The 19,302-nt window shown below is 62.7% G+C and carries 13 protein-coding genes; 10 read left to right on the plus strand and 3 right to left on the minus strand.

Annotation, left to right across the window (positions count from 1 at the left end; genetic code table 11):
- Positions 1–3 precede the first annotated feature (3 nt).
- From tssL (AB4136_RS03845) to AB4136_RS03875, 7 genes are read left to right on the plus strand one after another with little or no spacing between them, the layout of a single operon-like run.
- A complete protein-coding gene (gene tssL / locus AB4136_RS03845; protein WP_024925009.1) occupies positions 4–1,323 on the plus strand; it encodes a type VI secretion system protein TssL, long form in 1,320 nt (439 codons plus the stop codon).
- A gap of 1 nt (position 1,324) precedes the next feature.
- Entirely contained in the window at positions 1,325–4,864 is a 3,540-nt protein-coding gene (gene tssM, locus AB4136_RS03850; protein ID WP_024925010.1) for a type VI secretion system membrane subunit TssM, read from the plus strand.
- Entirely contained in the window at positions 4,846–5,388 is a 543-nt protein-coding gene (gene tagF, locus AB4136_RS03855; RefSeq protein WP_024925011.1) for a type VI secretion system-associated protein TagF, read from the plus strand. Before tssM (AB4136_RS03850) ends, tagF begins: the two co-directional genes overlap by 19 nt.
- A complete protein-coding gene (locus tag AB4136_RS03860) occupies positions 5,388–6,491 on the plus strand; it encodes a DUF2169 family type VI secretion system accessory protein (protein WP_024925012.1) in 1,104 nt (367 codons plus the stop codon). Before tagF ends, AB4136_RS03860 begins: the two co-directional genes overlap by 1 nt.
- Positions 6,488–7,501 (plus strand): beta-ketoacyl synthase N-terminal-like domain-containing protein, encoded by a 1,014-nt coding sequence (locus AB4136_RS03865; RefSeq protein ID WP_024925013.1) that lies wholly within the window; start codon positions 6,488–6,490, stop codon positions 7,499–7,501. Before AB4136_RS03860 ends, AB4136_RS03865 begins: the two co-directional genes overlap by 4 nt.
- A gap of 3 nt (positions 7,502–7,504) precedes the next feature.
- Positions 7,505–8,458 carry a DUF4150 domain-containing protein gene (locus tag AB4136_RS03870; RefSeq protein ID WP_024925014.1) on the plus strand — a complete coding sequence of 318 codons (954 nt, stop codon included), beginning with the start codon at positions 7,505–7,507 and terminating at the stop codon, positions 8,456–8,458.
- A 6-nt stretch (positions 8,459–8,464) separates the two neighbouring features.
- Positions 8,465–9,481 carry a hypothetical protein gene (locus AB4136_RS03875; protein ID WP_024925015.1) on the plus strand — a complete coding sequence of 339 codons (1,017 nt, stop codon included), beginning with the start codon at positions 8,465–8,467 and terminating at the stop codon, positions 9,479–9,481.
- A gap of 18 nt (positions 9,482–9,499) precedes the next feature.
- Here the strand turns inward: AB4136_RS03875 and AB4136_RS03880 are convergent, their stop codons facing one another.
- From AB4136_RS03880 to tssI, 3 genes are read right to left on the minus strand one after another with little or no spacing between them, the layout of a single operon-like run.
- Positions 9,500–9,856 (minus strand): hypothetical protein, encoded by a 357-nt coding sequence (locus AB4136_RS03880; RefSeq protein WP_024925016.1) that lies wholly within the window; start codon positions 9,854–9,856, stop codon positions 9,500–9,502.
- Positions 9,853–10,278 carry a DUF6484 domain-containing protein gene (locus AB4136_RS03885; RefSeq protein ID WP_024925017.1) on the minus strand — a complete coding sequence of 142 codons (426 nt, stop codon included), beginning with the start codon at positions 10,276–10,278 and terminating at the stop codon, positions 9,853–9,855. Before AB4136_RS03885 ends, AB4136_RS03880 begins: the two co-directional genes overlap by 4 nt.
- A gap of 12 nt (positions 10,279–10,290) precedes the next feature.
- On the minus strand, positions 10,291–12,618 hold the full coding sequence (gene tssI, locus AB4136_RS03890; protein ID WP_024925018.1) for a type VI secretion system Vgr family protein: 2,328 nt from the start codon (positions 12,616–12,618) through the stop codon (positions 10,291–10,293).
- A gap of 246 nt (positions 12,619–12,864) precedes the next feature.
- Here tssI and tagH point away from each other — a divergent pair, with 246 nt between their 5' ends.
- From tagH to tssM (AB4136_RS03905), 3 genes are all read left to right on the plus strand, one after another.
- Positions 12,865–13,944, plus strand: coding sequence for a type VI secretion system-associated FHA domain protein TagH (gene tagH / locus AB4136_RS03895; protein ID WP_024925019.1), 1,080 nt, complete (start codon positions 12,865–12,867; stop codon positions 13,942–13,944).
- 269 nt (positions 13,945–14,213) lie between these two features.
- Positions 14,214–15,770 (plus strand): type VI secretion system protein TssL, long form, encoded by a 1,557-nt coding sequence (tssL, locus tag AB4136_RS03900; protein WP_307418931.1) that lies wholly within the window; start codon positions 14,214–14,216, stop codon positions 15,768–15,770.
- Positions 15,770–19,300: a type VI secretion system membrane subunit TssM gene (gene tssM, locus AB4136_RS03905; RefSeq protein WP_171020976.1), complete on the plus strand. Its 3,531-nt coding sequence runs from the start codon at positions 15,770–15,772 to the stop codon at positions 19,298–19,300. The genes tssL (AB4136_RS03900) and tssM (AB4136_RS03905) overlap by 1 nt, the downstream gene beginning before the upstream one ends.
- Positions 19,301–19,302 lie beyond the last annotated feature (2 nt).

A 19,302-nucleotide genomic window follows, 5' to 3' on the forward strand; every position in this document is an offset into this window, starting at 1 on the left:
GCCATGAGCCGAGATGATCCTTTCGGACTGTCGGAGGATCGCGAGCGCACACGCATCAGGCTGACGGGCGCTACGCCCCGACCGCTGGCGCCGGGCGCGCCGGTCAAGAGGGCGCGCGCCCACCCCAATCGGCTCATCAATATCTTCGCACCGCTGCTCGAATTCGCGCCCGAGCTCGAAAGCGCGCTGGCGCCGGAGAACCCGGAGGTGATGCGCACGCGCCTGCTGGACGAGCTGGTGCGGGCACGCGATGCCGAGGTGGCGGCGGGCTCCTCGCTGGAGCGCGCCGACCAGGCAGCCTGGGCGGTGGCAGCGACGCTCGACGACCTCGCCCTCAACACGCCGTGGGGCGGTGCCAGCGCCTGGCCGCGCCAGCCGCTGGTGGTCATGCTGCGCGGCGATGTCGATGCCGGCACGCAGTTCTTCACGCGCCTTGACGAGCTGGAGCGCCATCCGAACCGCGACCGCGAAATGCTGGAGCTGCAGTATTACTGTCTGGCGCTCGGCTTCCGTGGCAAGTATCGGGTGCCCGGCCGCGCGGGCGACCGTTCGCTCAACGCGGTGCGCGTGTCGGCGGCGCGCTTCCTGCGCAATGCGGACGCCGAGGACGCGCCACTGTCGCCGAACTGGAAAGGCGTGATCGCCTCCGACGAACCGCAGCGCTTCATCGTCCCGATCTGGGTGATGGCGCTGGCTGCGGTCGCCGTCGCCGCCGCCGCTTATGTCGGCCTGTCGATGGGGCTGAGCAGCCAGGCCGTCGAACTCTCGGCGCTCGTGCGCACGCTGCCGCCCGCTTCGCGCGGCGAAGTTACCCGCGCAGCGCCGAAGCAAGATGCTCCCGCACCCGAACCGCCGCAGCCGGTCGATTTCGCGCTGCTGCCCGAGTTCAAGGCCGAAGCGCCGGCGAGCCTGAAGAGCGTGCTGAGCGGCAGCGAGAGCGTCTCGCTGGCCAAGCTGATCATCCAGTCCTCCAGCCCCGAGCTGTTCCAGTCTTCACGGGCGACACTAACGCAAGGCTACGAGCCGCTGGTGGAGTCGATCGCCAAGGTGATCCTCGCCAATCAGGAGCTGATCGGAAACATCACGGTCGTCGGCCACACCGACAATGTGCGCCTGCAGAAGTCCAACCCGCTTGCGAGCAACCAGCGCCTTTCGGAAGCGCGCGCCGAGACAATCGCCAAGCTTCTGGTGCAAGCCGGCGTGCCGCAGGAGCGCATCCATTCCGAAGGCCGCGCCGAGACCGATCCGGTGGCCGACAACTCGACCCGGGAAGGCCGCGCGCTCAACCGGCGCGTCGAGGTGCTGGTTGAGAAGAGGCTCTGAGATGTTCATCCTGCGCTTCCTCTGGGCCGTCATCACCTCGCGTTTTCTGTGGACGCTGATCGGCATCGCGCTGCTTTCGCTGTTGATCTGGGTGTTCGGCCCGATCGTCCAAGTCGGCCCTTACGCACCGTTCGAATCCGACAATGTGCGCATCGCCATCATCGCGGGACTGATCATCCTGTGGCTGATCTGGCTGATCATCGCGCAGCGCCGCGCGATCCGCGCCAACCGCATGTTCGTCGCCGAGATCGCGACACCAGTGGCCGAAAAGCAGCTTACCCCCGGCGAGGAGAGCGTCGCCGCGGTCGGCGCCAAGTTCGGCGAGGTGATGGCGGAGCTAAAGCGGCGCAAGCTCGGTGGCCGCAAGTTCCTGCGCGAGATGCCGTGGTATGTCATCGTCGGACCGCCGGCCACCGGCAAGACCACGGCATTGCGCCAGTCGGGTCTCAATTTCCCGATCGACCTCACCGATGACCTGCAGGGCGTCGGCGGCACGCGTAACTGCGATTGGTTCTTCTCCGAGAACGCGGTGCTGATCGACACTGCGGGCCGCTACGTCCAGCAGGAAAGCCAGCCGGATGTCGACGCAGCGGAATGGCTTGGCTTCCTCGACCTCTTGAAGAAGCACCGGGGCCGCCGTGCGCTCAACGGCGTCATCGTCGCACTGTCGATCGACGCGCTCTCCGAGGGCGACGAAGCGATCAAAGCCCATGGCCGCAAGATCCGCCGCCGACTGGCGGAGCTGAACGACCGGCTCGAGATCCGCCTGCCTGTCTACCTCATGCTGACCAAGGCAGACCTGATCAAAGGGTTCGAAGCCTTCTTCGGCGGCTTGTCGACCACGGCGCGCGAGCAGGTGTGGGGAACCACTTTTCCGCTCGATGCCCGCGTCAACGCCGGTACGATCCAGACCGAACTCACCCGGCTTGCCAGCGAGCTGGAGCGGCGGCTGGTGCCGCGCCTAGAAGACGAAGACAAACTCGGCTCGCGTGCCGAGATCTTCCGCTTCCCGGCCCAGCTGGCCAGCCTTTCCGAACCGATCCAGGTGCTGATCGAGGCAATGTTCGGCGAAAGCCGCTACGAGGAGGCCGCCTGGCTGCGCGGTCTCTATCTGACGTCGGCGACGCAGGAAGGCGCGCCCATCGACCGGCTGACGGCGGCGTTGTCGTCCTCCTTCGGGCTGCCGCCACGCCGCGCCATACCGGTGGCGCGTGTCGAGAAGCGCAGCTTCTTCCTCAGGAACCTTCTCACCGAAGTGATCTTCAAGGAGGCCGGCCTCGGCACCTTCGATCCGCTGGCACAGCGGCGCCGCGCCTGGATCTGGCGTGGTGCCGCTGCCGCCTGCGCGCTCGCAGCTTTGCTGGCCGGCGGACTGTTCACCTGGTCCTATCTCGACAACCGCAATGCCATCGCCGAACAGGCCAACCAATTCGAAGCGCTTCAGGCGCCACTCACGACTGTCGCCGCCATGCCGGCCGCGGTCGAGCAGCCGACCATGGATCGTGCGCTGGCGGCGATGGATGCGGTGGCGACCGCGCGCACCGCGCCACCGGATGCCGTCCACAATCTGCTCGGCCCGACGGCTTCGGCGGAACTGGTGCGCGCCCAGACCGACACTTACGACCATGCACTGCGCAATGTGCTGGAGCCGCATATGGTCGCCCTGCTGGAGGCGACGATGTGGCGGCAGATCCGCGATCCGGACTTCATGCTCGGCGCGCTGAAGACCTACCGGATGATGACCGGCCTGTCGCAGATGGACACCGATTTCGTCCAGAACTGGTGGATGAACAGCCTGCCGCAATTCGCGCCGGCGGCGCCCTTCCCGACCGCCGATGCGGAAGCACATCAGCTTGCCGCAATCCGCCGCATGGCGGTCGACGACAGCTACATCGCGCCGGACAAAGAGCTGGTCGCCGAGGCGCTGAAGACGGTGTGTACGATCTCGCTGCCGGAGCGGGCCTACAAGCAGCTTCTGGCCGACCCGGAAGTGGCGGCTGTCAAGGAATGGCTGCCTGCCAATTTCGCCGGGCCGAACGGCGCCAAGGTGTTCGCGCGGCGCTCCGACAAGACGCTGCGCGTCGGCGTGCCCGGCCCTTATACCTATGCCGGCTTCCATGACGCGATCCTCGACCGGCTCGAGGACGTCGCCGGCCAGGCCGCGCTCGACCGCGCCGTGTTCGCCGGCGGCTGCTCGGAAAATTCCGAGACCTCGGTGTCGGCGCTGTCGGAAGACATATTGAAGCTCTACTATGACGACTATATCGCGCAGTGGGACAGTTTCCTGCGCGACATGCGGCTGGCGCCGCTGACCGACCTCAATGTCGCCAGCGAGAACCTGAAAGACCTTTCCAGCGCCGACTCCGCGCTGAAGCGGCTGTTGACGGCGGTGGTGCAGGAAACGGATCTGACCCGTTCCGACGAAGCGCCGGCCGACGACAAGAGCGGCGCTGCCAAGACCGGCTCGCAATTGCTGAGCAAGCTCGGCAAGCTGGGCAAGGTGGTGAAGACGGGCGCAAAGCTTCTGCCACGCGCCGGTTCGGCCGATCAGGTCGACATGACCGGCAGCCTGGTTGCCGATCACTTCAAGCCGCTCAAGGGCACGATCGCCCAGGTCGACGGCCAGCCGCCGGCGCTCGACGCCGCCGTTGTGGCGTTGACGGCGCTGTCCAACGTGCTGCAGACGGTGACCGCAAATCCCGACCCGCAGGACGCGATCAAGAAGCAGGGCGGCCTGGCCGAACTGACAGGCGCGGTCGCCAGGCAGGCGCAGATCCTGCCTTCGCCGATCAACGACTGGCTGGGCGGTATTGCAGGCGACACCAGCGGCCTGTCGCAGAAGGCCGTGACCAACGAGCTCAACGCCATCTGGCGCGCCGACATCCTGCCCTTCTGCCAAGCGGCGCTCAACAACCGCTACCCGTTCAGCCCCGACAGCGCTGTCGACGTCAATGTGCGCGACTTCCAGCGTCTGTTCGGACCGACCGGCCTGATCAACGCCTTCACCAACGACCATCTGATCAACTATGTCGACACTGCCAGCGAACCGTGGAAATGGCGTGCCGATTTCGGCCTTGACCCGGCAGCGCTCGCCGCGTTCGAGCAGGCAAGGCATATCCGCGACGATCTCTTTCCCGGCGGCACCGGCCCGGTGATGAACTTCACGCTGGAACCCAAGGACCTTTCGCCCAACGTGGCGCGAGTGACGCTCAACCTCGATGGCCAGAACCTCGTCTACTACAACAATGCGACCAGGCCGCAGCCGATGACATGGCCGGGCAAGGACGGCACCGGGGTGATTTCGCTCGCCTTCCAGCCGGTCGACGGCTCGCCTGAGGTGATGCTCAACGAGACCGGCAGCTGGGCATGGCTGAGAATGCTGCGCGGCGGCAAGTTTGTCGCGACCAAACTCACCGACGTCTACAGCCTGCGGCTGGGTACGAAGGGCATGTGGGCCGATTTCGAACTCAAGGCCGCCAGCGTCGAGAACCCCTACACACTCGAAATGTTCAAGAAATTCACATGTCCGCCGCAGATCTGAACGTGCCCGGCTTCTACGGCAAAATGCCCGCCACCGGCGATTTCGTGACGCGGCGGCTGCCGGGGGATTTTGTGCGTGTCTGGGACCGGTGGCTCGCGCAGCACATCGTGCCGCTGTTAGGCACGGAAGCTTGGCCGGAGAGCACGGCACTGCGTTTCCTCGCCGGCCCCACTTCCTTCGGCACCTCGGCGGGCATCGTGCTGCAAAGCGCCGACAGGATTGGCCGGCGATTTCCTTTGAGTGTCGTAGCGCGCCTCTCGGAGGCGCGCCTCAAGCTGGCTTATGCGGATGCCTGGTTCGACAACATCGAGAATGCCGCCTTCGCTGCGCAACGGGGCGAACTAGCGCCTGACGACCTGGATGCGGCCTTGACTGCCCTTCCCGTGCCGCCAGTCGAACCGGTTGGCGATACGATCGACGACCTCGTCATGTGGACCGCGCGGACGGATATTTTCGACGTCGATCCGCAGGCGCCGCAACCAATGCTGGAGCAGATCTTCGCCGCGAGTTGGGAGACCAGCTGATGCAGATCTGGAACCAAATGGGCTATCTCCACCAGTTCACCATGGGCATGGACAAGGCTGGCCATGAGTGGATCGTCGTCGTGGTGAAGGGCACATTCGATTTTCCGGAGAAGCCCGGCGGGCTGGCGCAGAAATCGGCAGAGCAGGTGCCGTTTGTCATGGCCGACACACAAACCGGCGCGCCCGGCTATTCGGCGACGTTGTGGGAAACCGACTTCGCCTTCCGCAAGCCGAGCTGCGATATCATCGCCAATGGCTGCGCCTACGCGCCCGGAGGACGCCCGGCTGAGCGCGTACCCGTCGGCATCAAGGTCGGCAACTGGTCGAAACTGTTCGAAGTCGTCGGCCATCGTGAATGGCGCGCCATCGGACCGGTGTTCATAGCGACTGCACCGCGGCCTTTCTTGAAGCTGCCGATCTCCTATGACGTCGCCTGGGGCGGCGTCGACAGGCTCGACCCGGAGGATAAACTTCCCGCTTGCTACAAATACAACCCCGTCGGCACTGGGTGGTCGCGAACGAAGAACCAGCGTCTCATTCCAGGCCTGCGGCTTCCGAACACACAAGCGGTTGGGGAAGAAATCCTCTCGCCATTCGGCGATTACAAGCCGATGAGTTTCGGACCGACGGGCCGCGGTTGGCCCGGCCGCATAGAATTTGGCGGCACCTACGACCAGAACTGGGTCGACAATATTGCGCCCTTCTTGCCGGCTGATTTCGACGAGCGCTATTTCCAGATGGCGCCGCCCGACCAGCAGATCGATCATCCAGGGGGCGGCGAGGATGTGCAGTTGATCAACCTCACGCCGGCCGGAAGGGAAAGCTTCCGTCTGCCGCCAGCGCTGTTACCGCTAACGCTTTTTATCGGCCGCGAAAAAGTATTCGAGAAGAAGGTCGCGCCCGATACGGTGCTATTGGATACCGAAAACAGACGCTTCAGCCTGGTGTGGCGGATCCAGCAGCGCATCCGCCGAACTATACTCGATTTCACTGAGTGCTGGATCGGCCCGCCGACCCAATCCATGCTCAGGGCCCGCGAAACCGGTCGCCGCTATATTCGTGCAAACGGGATAGCTCCTGAAGAAGAGAGCGAGGATGCATGAGTGCCTCGCTCGACATCGTCGCCGTCGGAATGGTGACTGCCGTCGGTCTCGACGCGCCGTCCTCGTGCGCCGCGATGCGGGCGGGGATCGACGGTTTCGGGGAAACGCGCTTCACCATCCCCGGCGGCGGCTGGCTGATCGGGGCGCCGGTTCCACTGCCGCGCGCCTGGGTGGGCGAGAAGCGCATGGCCCATCTCGCGGGTGGAGCGATTTGCGAGGTATTCGATGCGCTGCCCAAGGCGCGCGGTCGGACTGTGCTGATGCTGTGCGTACCGGAGGAAGGGCGGCCGGGCAGACCAATGCGCGACTATGCGTTGTTGTTGCGCCGCATCGCCGAGATCGTTGAAGTCGAGGCCCATTCCCGCTCGCGCGTGATCGCTCATGGCCGGCCATCGGGTATTGTGGCGCTGGATCATGCAAGACGGCTACTCGCGGCAGACGAGGCCGAATACGTCATGCTTGTCGGGGTCGATAGCTACCTGACGCCGCATACGGTAACACACTACCTCAACGAGAGGCGGCTGCTCACGAGCGACAATCCCAATGGCTTCATTGCGGGGGAAGCGGCGGCAGCGGTGCTGTTAGCGAAGCCAAGCCGCGGCGGCTTTGGGCTGCATGGCATCGGCCTCGCCCGGGAGACTGCTTTCATCTACAACCCGCAGGATCTGCCCCTGCGGGGCGAAGGCATGATCTCCGCCTATCGGGCAGCGCTCAAGGAAGCGGGTGCACAGATGCACCAGGTCGGATATCGTATCGCCGACCTGATCGGTGAACACTACTGGTTCAAGCAAAGTACGCTTGCGGTGAGCCGTGTGACACGCACCGTGCGGGAATTTATGGACATCTGGTCGCCGACGGAATCCGTCGGCAATGTCGGTGCGGCAGTCGTGCCGCTGATGCTGGGTATGGCCTATACAGCGGCGCATAAGGGCTATGCCGGCGGAAACAGTGTGCTCATCGAAGCCTCCAGCGATGCCGGCGCCTGCGGCACGGCGATCTTCGGGGGGTAGGCGATGGCAGTCTACGCCAACGGCCTGGAGATCTCCTGCAAAGCCCAATCCGACAAGGTGATCGCTGCCTTCCCCGATGTCTGTTTCACGCCGCCGGAAAATCCGGCGACGCCACCGGGCGTGCCGATCCCCTACCCGACATTTGGCTTCGATTCCGACACGGACAAGGGGACTGGCACGGTCAAGATCGGCGATGAGACCGTCAATCAGAAGAACAAATCCTATTATACCAAGACAACTGGCACCGAGGCCGGCTGCGCTGCGAAGAAGGGCATTATCAACTCCAAGAATACCGGCAAGAAATATTGCCGTGCCTGGTCCTCCAATGTGAAAGCCGACAAGGAGCCGGTTACCCGTTTCTCCGATATCACGACCAACAACCATGCTTCGACCGATCCGCCGAATGCGCCAACACCGCAGCCACAAGTCGGCGGAGTTGGCCCCGGCGGCGAGGCCGACACGAAATGCATCGTCGGGAAATACGACGACATCGTCGAGAAATGCCGCGCGTCGGGCCTCGACAAGCCGGAAAAGCATCATATCGTCCCGGACCGCGTCTATCGTATCGGCGGCGGCGACAGAATTCCCGGAGCGCCGCGCTATGGCGACGGTATCAATATCTGCTTGTCGCGGAGCAACCACCGGGGAAGTCTCGCGGACAATCCGAAATCAGTGCACGGCAACCTCGACAACGCCCTTGAGCAGTTCGGCGCGACAGCGAATCCCGGCAGAACGCCAAACGCTCCCACCGACTGCGAGGCGATCGAGAAAATTCGCTTCGGATGCCTAGCGGCGCTCTTCAAGCTGGTGCCTGACCCCGTTTCGCAGGACTGCTTCGATCTCGCCGTCAAGATGGTGACCGAGCAGACCGATCCTATTAAGGACAAGCTCGGCCGGACCAAGAAGATGCCGATAACCGACACGTCCACGCAGAACGTACTACGAAATCAAGGATGACTGGCCATGGACCTGTTGATGGGGACGACTGCGACGGGCGGGAAACTTTGCCTTCTGCTGAGGCAGCCCGAGGGGGTTGAGGGGCGATCCACCGTCGTCACTTACCTGCCCGACGCACGGCCTCAATGGCTTCAACAGACTTTCGACGGAGAATTTGTTGCCTTGTGCCCAGCTCCCGCGAATTCCCGTGGCGCGGATTTCCTCGCACTGACTGGTGAGGGGCTGGTTTACTTTCTCAGGAGCGGTACAAGTGTGCAAATACCGGGAGCAGGCTTCAACCGGCCGGGATCGCGCAATCTCGGTCGCATGGACAACCTCATGCTCCTCGGCACCGAATTAGTCGCTACCGGTTATGGCGGCCAGGCTTATCGAGCCACCGACGGGGAGAATTGGGCGCCGGCCGCTCCGACATTTCCGATTCCACCCGTTTCCCAGGATACGATTCGGTTCGGCTGGGCAGCTTTGCAGTCGGCGCGATTCCGTTATGTCTTCGGCGGGGAGGTGGTTACCGGCCTGTCAATCCCGACAGACTTCGGCGGCCTGGGTGGCGCAACCAACATCGCTGCCATGATCAGGGCGCAGGCACGTCGCGACTACGGAACACTCTGGCTGCTGCAGGACGGCAGGTGGCAGGATGTCGAACTGCCTACCAACAGCACGCTGGATCAGATCGTCACCGCCGATGGCAAGATCGTCTATCTGCGGTTTCGCCCCGGTGTGGTGTACTCGACCACAGACTTCGCGGATATGACCGAGGTTGCAGTCAACGATGCAGGACTTTCGGCGCTGGGCGTTCACCAGGGCAGTGCGCTGCTGGCCGACGAAGCCTCGCTTTTTACACTAGCGCCAGACGGAACCGCTCCATTCGAACCGCCCTTGCCGCCAATGACGGACCGGATGCTTGAACTGTCCAGTTCCGACGGCATTCTTCATGTCATCCGCGAGTCGAGCGTATGGCGCCTGGTCGCAGGGACCTGGGAAGAGATTGCCATCCCCCCAGACGTAGTCGCGCTGCCGCGATAATGGGCCGGGCCACGATAGCTATGGATTCCCGGCGATCGTCTTGAGCGTCACCTTGATAAAGCGGCGGACCTGATCGAGATCCAGTTCGGTGATGGCAACGGGTTTCTTCGCCGTCATCATGCGCAGCACGAACAGTTCCCCGGCTTCGGGAAACTCATCGTAGAGCCGCTTCGCGATCTCAAGACCCTCCCTGCCGGCGATGCGCAATCCGTCGAGATGCGCCTCCAGCCGCTCGACCAGGCGGGCCAGGCGCTCCGCGTCCATGTCCGGATTCTCGCCGGGATTGAGCAAGTGACGGTCGTAGATATTCCACAGATGCGCCGCCATCTCGGCATGCTGGCGTACGATCTCGGGAAGGATCGGGGCTGACATCAGTTCAGGTTCACCGAGCCGCCCCGCACCCGGTTCGTGGCACTGGCGTGGCTTGTCACATAAGTGCCGCGAATCAGGATGCGGCCGTCCTTCTCCATGACGATCCGCGCTTTGCCGCAGCGAAGCTCGATGCGCTCGTTGCCGACGATGAGTACGTTTTCGCCGTCTCGGACCACCTGCGGCGGCGCGTTCTTGCGGGTCGGCTCGACAATGCGCCCCACGATCAATGGCCGAGCTGGGTCGCCTTCTTGAAACAGCAGCGCTACCTCCGCTCCCACCATCGCCGATGTCAGTTCGGTAAGACTGCGCGCTGCAATCGCTTCTTCCCGGGGGTTGCCTGGGAAGATCACCAGCGGAGCGGTGTCGTCGAAGCCGAGAAAGACGCCGATCACCACACCTTCTATGCGCTCCAGTGTATCCGCCATCGCCTTACACCTTCAGTTCTGGGTAATCTTGCTGCCCTTGAGCGACATGTCGCCCGATGCCTTCGCATTGATCTTGCCGGAGGCATTGATCGACACATCCTTGCCCTTGATGACGATCTCGCCGTTCTTTTTCATGGTGATGACGGCATCGCCGCATTTTAGCTGGATCTCATCTTTCGCCTCAAGCGTCAGGGTCTTACCTACAGAAATGCCGGAATCCTCACCGACCTGGATGAGGCTCTTCTTGCCGATCTTGAGTTCATGAGCGCCGCTGATTTGGGTCGAGTTGTCCTCGCCCACCTTAACAATCCACGTCTTAGCGATCTCCGAATTCTGCGCGCCGCCGATCTTGATGCCCTGATCGGCAGCGATTTGGACACTCTGGCTGGCGCCGATGTCCCAGCTATCCGCAGCGCCAATGCTGTGGCTTTGGCTGATGCCAACGCTCACCGTCCGTGTCGCTCCGATGGTATTCACTTGCGCTGCGCCCACGGTCCGCGCTTCAGCGGCACCAACCGTATCCACACGCGCCGCACCCACTGTGACCGTCTGAACCAACCCAACCGTCTGCGAATGGTTGGCGTCGATATTTTCCGTAGAATTGGCGACGACGTGGATCGTCTCGTTGGCCTGGACCGTCAGCGAGCGGTTTGCGCCTACCGTCTCGGTGTCGTTGCTGCCGATGTTGGTGGTCTGGTTGACGCCGACCTTGACGGTCTTGTTGTTGCCGACGTCCTCGTCGAGGTTGTGACCGACAGAGTGCTTGGCATCGTGGTCGATGCGGTCGGACTGGTCGTGCTGCACCGTCTTGTTACGGTCATGCTTGATCAGCAGGTGGTGGTCCTTCTGGGCCTGGAAATTGACCAGTTCGGAACCCGCCTTGTCCTCGAACATAAGCTCGTTGTAACCACCGCCGCCTTTCGAGGAATTGGACTTCCAGCCCGATTGCGTGGCATTGGCAGGCAAGCCGTAGGGCGGCATCTCAGCGGCGTTGTAGACCCGGCCGGTGATGATCGGCAGGTCCGGGTCGCCCTCGATGAAGTCGACGATGACCTCCTGGCCGATGCGCGGGATCTGGATGAAGCCCCAGCCGCTGCCGGCCCAGGTCTGCGACACGCGCACGAAGCAGGAAGAGTTTTGGTCCTTCTTGCCGAGGCGATCCCAATGAAATTGCACCTTCACCCGTGCGTATTTGTCGGTGAAGATTTCTTCGCCCGAAGGCCCTACCACCGTCGCCGTCTGTGGCCCGCGCATGACCGGCCGCGGCGTGATGCGCGGCGGGCGGTAAGGCAATTTGGTCGGCGCAACGCCGAGCACCACTTTGAAGTTTTCGTTATGGGCCTCGTTCTGTGTCCGGTAACCCGGATCGAACAGCCGGTATTCGGCGCTGACCACCAGATAGTCCTGGTTCTGGTCGTCGCGCGGAAAACTTTCGAGCTTGAATTTGCAACCGGAAAAGAGACCGCGCACGGTACCCACCGCCGTGCTGTGCCGATGCACCGCCTGTAACTCCTCGCGGCGAATTCCAGCAATCGTGTCGCCCCGGCCGACATCGAGATGCGCTCCGGGTTGGCGATAGTTTTCGCCCGAGGCCTCCTTATGGCCGAACGGTTGGGCGGACTTCGCCATCAGATCCGCGCCGGGCTTTTCGAAATCATAGTCCGTATGGGCATATGCACCCGGCCGCACCGCACTGCCTGGAATCCATTCGGTGATGTATTCAACGTCGCGCCGCGAGCCCTGACCCTCGAAGTTATAGAGCACTTTGTCGTAGCCTGGCGCTGGCTTCAGCTTGCTCATCGCATCGCACAGCACCAGCGTGTGTTTGCCTTCGTCGTGCTCGAAGAAATAGAAAATGCCTTCGTGCTCGAGCAACCGTTGGACGAAATCGAGATCGCTCTCGTCATATTGGACGCAATATTCTCGCGAGGGGTAGGAACCCTGCAGCCGCTTCTCGAATTTGGCTATGCCATATTTCGAGAAGATCTTTTCGACGATCTCCACCGCCGTCATGTTCTGGAAGATACGGCAATCGGTGGTGTTGCCGAGGAACCAGAGCCACGGTCTGATCACCGCTTCGTAAAAGGCCAGCCTGTCTTCAATACGGGTAAGCCTGAACTCCGACACGAGACCGCTGAACCAGCGCTTCGGGTCGGATTCACCCTCGACCGAAACGACACCGCCCAGCATCTTCAACGGGTCGACGTCACGGCTCTTGCTGACGAACCCAACGGTATAGGAAAAACAACGGCTGACCTCATCGCGGCCGATGAGATGGGTGAAGGTCAGCAGGTCAGCGCCCACCGGCGTTTGCACAACCGTGGCGCGTTCATTCGGCATGGTTCGTGCCTCTCCTGGACGCGGCCGCCAGTGTGATGAATCGAAGCCCTCGTTCTATTAACTGCGTCACGTTCGGGAACTTCATAGCCACCGCACCGAAGCCCGATAAGCCTAGCACATGTTTGATGGAGGCTAAATAACGGTGTGGCTGAACTGCTCCCGGCGCCTTCATGTGAAACGCGCCTCGCCCGCTGCCCCTGCAAGCTGCTAGAATAGCCTGGATATTGGGCGTGCCGGCGGTTGCGGATGTTCATCTCGCTACAGATCAGCAATCTTGACAGGCTGCCGGCAGGCATCGCGACGAGCTATGCCGCCCGCGACCGCAGCTTCGAAATCGGGCGCGAAAATTGCGACTGGACACTGGCCGACCCCGACAAGTTCATTTCCGGCCGACATTGCGAAATCCGCTATCAGGCGGGTTCGTTCTGGCTCTATGACGTCTCGCGCAACGGTACTTTCGTCAACGGTTCAGGCCAGCGCATTGGCGCGCCGCATCGGCTGGCCCAAGGCGACCGACTGCTGATCGGCTGTTACGTCGTCGCCGTTTCGATCGACGAAGAGCGTGTTGCTACCGGTCATCCGCAAGAAAGGACCGGTTCGACGCAACGCGAACTGCCGTCGTCAACGGGAAGGCCGCAGGAATTCGGTAATGCGCCATCCCTCAATCCGGCGCAGCAGCGCCCTGGCGAGACGGCACAGGTATCGACGTCTTCGGCACTGCGGCCCAGCCCAGCTGTCCCTGCCAATCGGCCGGCGGAAGCGGACGCGATGTTGCGGGAGATCGCCAAAGCAGCCGGCATTGCACCGGAGTTGCTGCAATCGCGCGACCCGCATGACGTGGCTGCCGAGATCGGCGCGGTGCTGAGAACCACGGTCGAGCAATTGTCCTTGCTGCTCAAGGCACGCGCCGCAGCCAAAGTACTCGCCAAGAGCGCGGATCGCACGATGATCGGCGCGGAGGACAACAACCCGCTGAAATTCGTGCCGGGCACCGACGACATAATGGAGATCATGTTCGCCAAACGCAGGGCCGGCTATCTTGATGCCAAGCATAGCGTTGAGGACGCGTTCCGCGACCTGAAGGCCCACGAAATCGCCACCTACGCTGCCATGCAGGTCGCGCTTTCGAGGCTGCTAGACGACCTGTCGCCGGAGGCTATCGCCAAAAGAATTCCACCTGCTTCCTTTTCGTCCAGGAAAAGCCAGGCCTGGGATGCGCTTGTTGCGACGTGGCGGATGATGGAGGACAAGCACGAAAACGGTATGCTGGATGTCTTCCTCGCCTATTTCGCCGAAGCCTACACCAAGGCGGCTAAGCAAAAATAGCCGGGCAGGTAGCAGGCCTCAGCGGCGCTGATGCGCTCTGTGTGACGGGCCTCATAGAAGAAGTCGTCTCTTTGATCATCCTGCTTTCCGATTTCCATCGGCTTCCCGTGCGATTAGGATAACGCATGGGAGCTTGCCCGGCGGGCAATGCGGCCGTGGCTTGGGGCGTGTGCAGGAATGTCATGTTTCCGCAAGATCAGCCTTTTCATCCGGTCCGCAGCGAAGATTGAGCCCGGCCCAGGCCTCCCTTCCCGCCCTAGAAATGCTCGTTGCAACTCGACACGGGTGCGCCGATGAGCTCGAAGGACGACCCCTCCGAACCACCGGAAAAAACCATCATCCGCGCGTCACGGCCAGGAAAAAAGCCGCTTGGCGCTCCCGATGGCTCCGGTCCGCAAAGCGTGCAACGTGCTCCGACACCCGCCAGAGAAACGACGATCTTCGACCCCGGCGTCGGCCGGCAGATGCCGCTCGGCTGGTCGTCCGGAACCGTGGTCGTTCAGGAAGCCACGCCAGGAGCAGCCCCTGCCCCGATACTCGCGTTGCAGCAGGACGTTCTGCTCAACGCCACCGCCGGCGTGAAGTATGCAGCGGCAAATCCTATCCTTGCCGCCGCGGCCCCTTTGCTGATGCTCTTCGGACAGTTGCGGCTCATACCGGTCGAACGACAAGCGGCGGCCTTGGCGGAGCATATCGCCGACGCCGTCGAGACTTTCGACCGCACAATCGCCAAGGCCGCTATTGGCGAAGAGGATGCCCGCATCGCGAAATTCGCCCTTTGCGAAACCGCTGACGACCTTGTCGGCAACCTGCCCTGGCCGAGCAAGGAAACCTGGCTTCAGCACAGCCTGGTGGCGCAGTTCTTCCACACGAAGCCAACAGGCGTCGGCTTTTACGACGCGCTGAACAGTATCCTCGCCAAGCCCGAAGCGCATTACGACCTGCTCGAACTGATGCATGCCTGCCTGTCGCTGGGTTTCGAAGGCCAGTACCGAGGCCTGCCGGGCGAACGGAATACACTCGAACGTGTCCGGCGCGACGTCTACGACACGTTGCGTTACTTCAGGCCACGCGCCGCCGGCGACATCTCACCCCGGTGGCAAGGCATAGCGGCGCCGATGTCCAAGCCACGCGGACGGCTACCGCTCTGGGCGGTCGCAGCCGCCGCGGCGACCCTGGTGACAGCGGCCTTCTTCGGGCTGCGGATATTGATCACCGACGAAGGCGACGCGACCGCCGGCGCGTTGCTGGCACTCAATCCTTCGACCCCAATTATCATCGAACGTGCCAGCGTGGCGGCACCCGGCGAACCGGCGGAAGCCAGCCCGCCGCCACCGACGGTCCCCGATACCACTCAGGTCGACCGCATCCGCACCGCACTCGCCAAGGAGATCACCGGCGGCGGACTGAGTGTCGGCACGAAGGGTGATTTCATCGTTGTCGAGATCAGCAACCAGCTTTCGTTCGCTTCCGGCCAGGCAGAGACGAAGGCGCAGTTCCAGCCGATCGCAGCCGACATCGCCACGGCGCTCGATGCCGAGCCAGGACCGATCAGGATCGTCGGGCACACCGACAATGTGAAGCCGAAGAACACGAGCACATTCAAATCGAATTTCGACCTTTCCGTCGCCCGCGCCAAAGCAGTGGAGGCGATGCTTACCAAGCAGTTGAAGGACCCGTCGCGGCTCAGCACAGACGGCAAGGGCGAGGACGAACCGATCGCCGACAATCAAACGGCGGACGGTCGCGCCAAGAACCGCCGCGTTGACATCATGATCCCCAAACAGGAAACTTTACAAGCCGGCTCAGCGGAGAACGGCAACTGATGCGCTGGTTGCCGCGGATATTCAACATGATCGCCCTGGCGGGCTTCTCGGCCGCCGTCTGGTATGCCGGACCGCTGATCCGCTTCGCCGATACCCGCCCGCTTGGCCCCATGTGGCTCAGGGCGACAATCATCGGCGTCACCGTTGCGGTGCTTGCGCTGTTCTACGGCATCCGCTTCTGGCAGCAACGCAAGGCGCAAAAAGCGCTCGAAACGGCCATTGTGCGCAGCGACGAGCCAAACGACGATTCGCAGGCGCTCGAAGCGCGCATGGGCGAAGCCATCGCCACGCTGAAGCGGACGAGCGGCAAGCGCAATTTCCTCTATGACATCCCCTGGTACGTCATCATCGGCCCGCCCGGGGCCGGCAAGACGACGGCGCTGGTCAATTCCGGGCTGAAGTTTCCGCTTGCCAGTTCCGGCAGCGCACAGCCGGTGGCCGGCGTCGGCGGCACGCGCTTATGCGACTGGTGGTTCACGGACGAGGCAGTGCTGATCGACACGGCCGGCCGCTACACGACCCAGGGGTCGGACCGTGAGCGCGACAAGGCGAGTTGGCTCGCTTTCCTGCGATTGCTCAAGAAATACCGCACCAGGCAACCGATCAACGGTGTGATCCTCGCCATCAGCCTTGCCGATCTGATCGGCTTCGACGACCAGCAGCTAGACGCGCATGTCACCGAAATCAGAAGCCGCCTGCGCGAACTGCACGAGACGTTGAAAATCCAGTTCCCGGTCTATCTGCTCTTCACCAAGGCCGATCTCGTCGCTGGCTTCATGGACTATTTCGGCGATTTCGACGAGGCGCGCAGGCGCAAGGTGTGGGGCGCGACCTTTCAGACCGCCGACCGCACCAAAAATATGGCTGGCGAGGCGCCGGCGGAATTCGACGGACTTGCGAGGCGGCTCGCCGAGGAAATTGCCGACCGTCTGCAGGACGAGACCGATCCGGTGGCGCGGATCGCACTCTTCGGTTTTCCGGCTCAGTTCGGCGCGCTCAGGAACCGGATAACGCAGTTCATCGGCAGCCTGTTCGATGCATCTCGATCACAGGTGAATGTCAGCCTGCGTGGGCTCTATTTCTCGTCCGGCACCCAGGAGGGGACACCCTTCGACCAGGTGCTGGGCGCGATCGGCCGCAGCTTCGGCAGCACCCCGCAAGCGTATCTTTCCGGCACCGGCAAGAGCTTCTTCCTGCACGACCTCCTGACCAAGGTGATCTTCCCGGAATCGGGCTGGGTATCTTTCGACCGGGTGGCTGAACGGCGCGCCAGCTTGACCAGGTTTGGCGGCTTGGCGGCGATCGGGCTGGGGGCTTTGGCGGCACTTGGGGTGCTTGGCCTCAGCTTCTTCGCCAACAAATCGTTGATCGCCTCCACCCGGCAAGCGATGGCGCAGTATCGCGACAGCGCGGATTCGCTGCTCAAAAGCACGGCTGTGACCGACGTCGATCTGGAGAACGTCATCGGCCCGCTCGATCAGTTGCGCAGCCTGCCGGCCGGTTTCGAAAGCGGAGCCCAAGGCAAGCCAATTGAGGAAGCCTTCGGATTGAGCCAGCGGGAGAGGCTGCAGTCCGCCTCCAAGACGGCCTATCGACAGGCGCTTGAACGAACCTTCCGCTCCCGGCTCCTGGTTCAGGCAGAGCGGACGATCCAGGCCAGGATGGCCGATCCGGCTGCGCTCTACCAGCCGCTGAAGATCTACCTGATGCTGGGCGGCAAGGCGCCGAAGGTCGATGACGAGTTGATCGTCTCATGGATGAAGCAGGACTGGGAAGAAAACCGTTATCCAGGTGAGAACAACCGCGAAGGCCGCGTCCAGATCGAAAAACATCTGCGCGCCATGCTTGCCCTCGATGACGCTTATGATCCAGTCTTCGAACTCAACCAACCCCTGATCGAGGCCGCGCAACGCTCGCTCGGGCGCATGAGCTTGGCTGACCGCGCATCGGCGCTGATCAAGTCAGCGGTCTACGCCGCAACGCTGAGCGACTTCTCCGTCGCAACCAAAGCCGGCCCCGAGGCGCAGCTTTTGTTCGAACGCATGGATGGCGGCGACCTCGCCGATCTTCATGTTCCCGGTCTTTACACCCGCGCCGGATTCAACAGCTTCTTCCTGCCGCAGCTTTCACGCATCGCGCAGATGCTTGTCGACGAGCGATGGGTGCTCGGCGGTGGCGGCGAACAAGGCGGCATCGATCAAGATCTGCCCAAACTCGGCCCCGAACTCGTCGACCGCTACGGCAAGGAATTCGCCGCCGCGTGGAAAGGCACGCTCGATCAGCTGAAGTTCAAGGCGATGCTGAAGGACAAACCGCAATATATCGCGCTCTCGGCGGCCGCTTCGCCGGACTCACCGCTCGACCAGCTGTTTACGGCGATCGCCGATGAGACCGCGCTGACGAAAGACAACACCGCCTCAGAGGGCGAGACCGGAATTGCGCTGAAGGACCCGGCTGGGATGGCCAAAGGCCTGGCCCGCATCGGCTTGCAAATCGCCGGGGGCAAATCGCAAAGCCGCGCGGGCACAAGCTCAGCTCTGGCGCAAAATGCCGGCGCCAGCGTCGAGGCGCAGTTCCGGTCTTTCCAGACGCTGGTCAGCGGCACTGCCGGGCACAGGCCGCTCGATGCGCTGACGCAGAACTTTCGCGATATCTTCCAGAGCTTGAAGCTCTCGGCCGATGTCCCCTCGCAGACCGAACGTGTCAACGCGAACCTGCGGCTACAGATATCGACACTACGCGCCAATGTCTCGCGCCTGCCCAAGCCGCTCGCGCGCATGGTGACGGCCACGGCGGACGAGTTTGAAGGCAATGTCGCCGAGACTTCCGTGGCCAACCTCAACCAGAACCTCGATCAGTCCGTCACGCGCGCCTGCGAGGCGGTGGTCAATGGCCACTATCCTTTCGCTGGAGACGGCACGGAAGACATCTCGATCGCGGATTTCGCCAAGCTGTTCGCGCCTGGCGGCCTGATGGATCGCTTCTTTGCACAGAACCTTGCGCCGCTGATCGACATGACGGGCCAGGAATGGACCTGGAAACAGGATGCCCGTTCCGGCCGCGGCCTCGCCAAATCGACCTTGAAGGCATTCCAGTCCGCCGCGGAGATCCGCAGCGCCTTTTTTCCTTCCGGCGGCTCGGTGCCGTCGGTCAACATTACATTCACGCCTTTTTCGCTCAACGGCGATGCCGACAGCGCGGTCCTGAACATCGACGGCCAGATCGTCCAAAGCAGTCAAGCAGGGAACACGCCGAGCACAGTGACATGGCCGAACAGCGCGGCTTCCGCCTCTGCCAGCCTCAGCCTTGCGCCGGAAATGCCGGGCCGCGAGTCCGCACTCAAATTCGAAGGGCCGTGGGCGTTGAAGCGGCTGCTAGACAAGGCGACGCTGACCAGCAATGGCGGCAACACCGAAGCGCGTTTCGTCATCGGTGGACGCGACGTTGCCTACACGATCCAGACAGACCCGGGAGCCAACCCCTTTCTGTTGCCGGCTTTGTCCAGTTTCAGTTGTCCGAAGGCTTTCTGAGA

The sequence above is a fragment of the Mesorhizobium sp. 2RAF21 genome, from assembly GCF_052115345.1.
GTDB lineage: Bacteria > Pseudomonadota > Alphaproteobacteria > Rhizobiales > Rhizobiaceae > Mesorhizobium > Mesorhizobium terrae.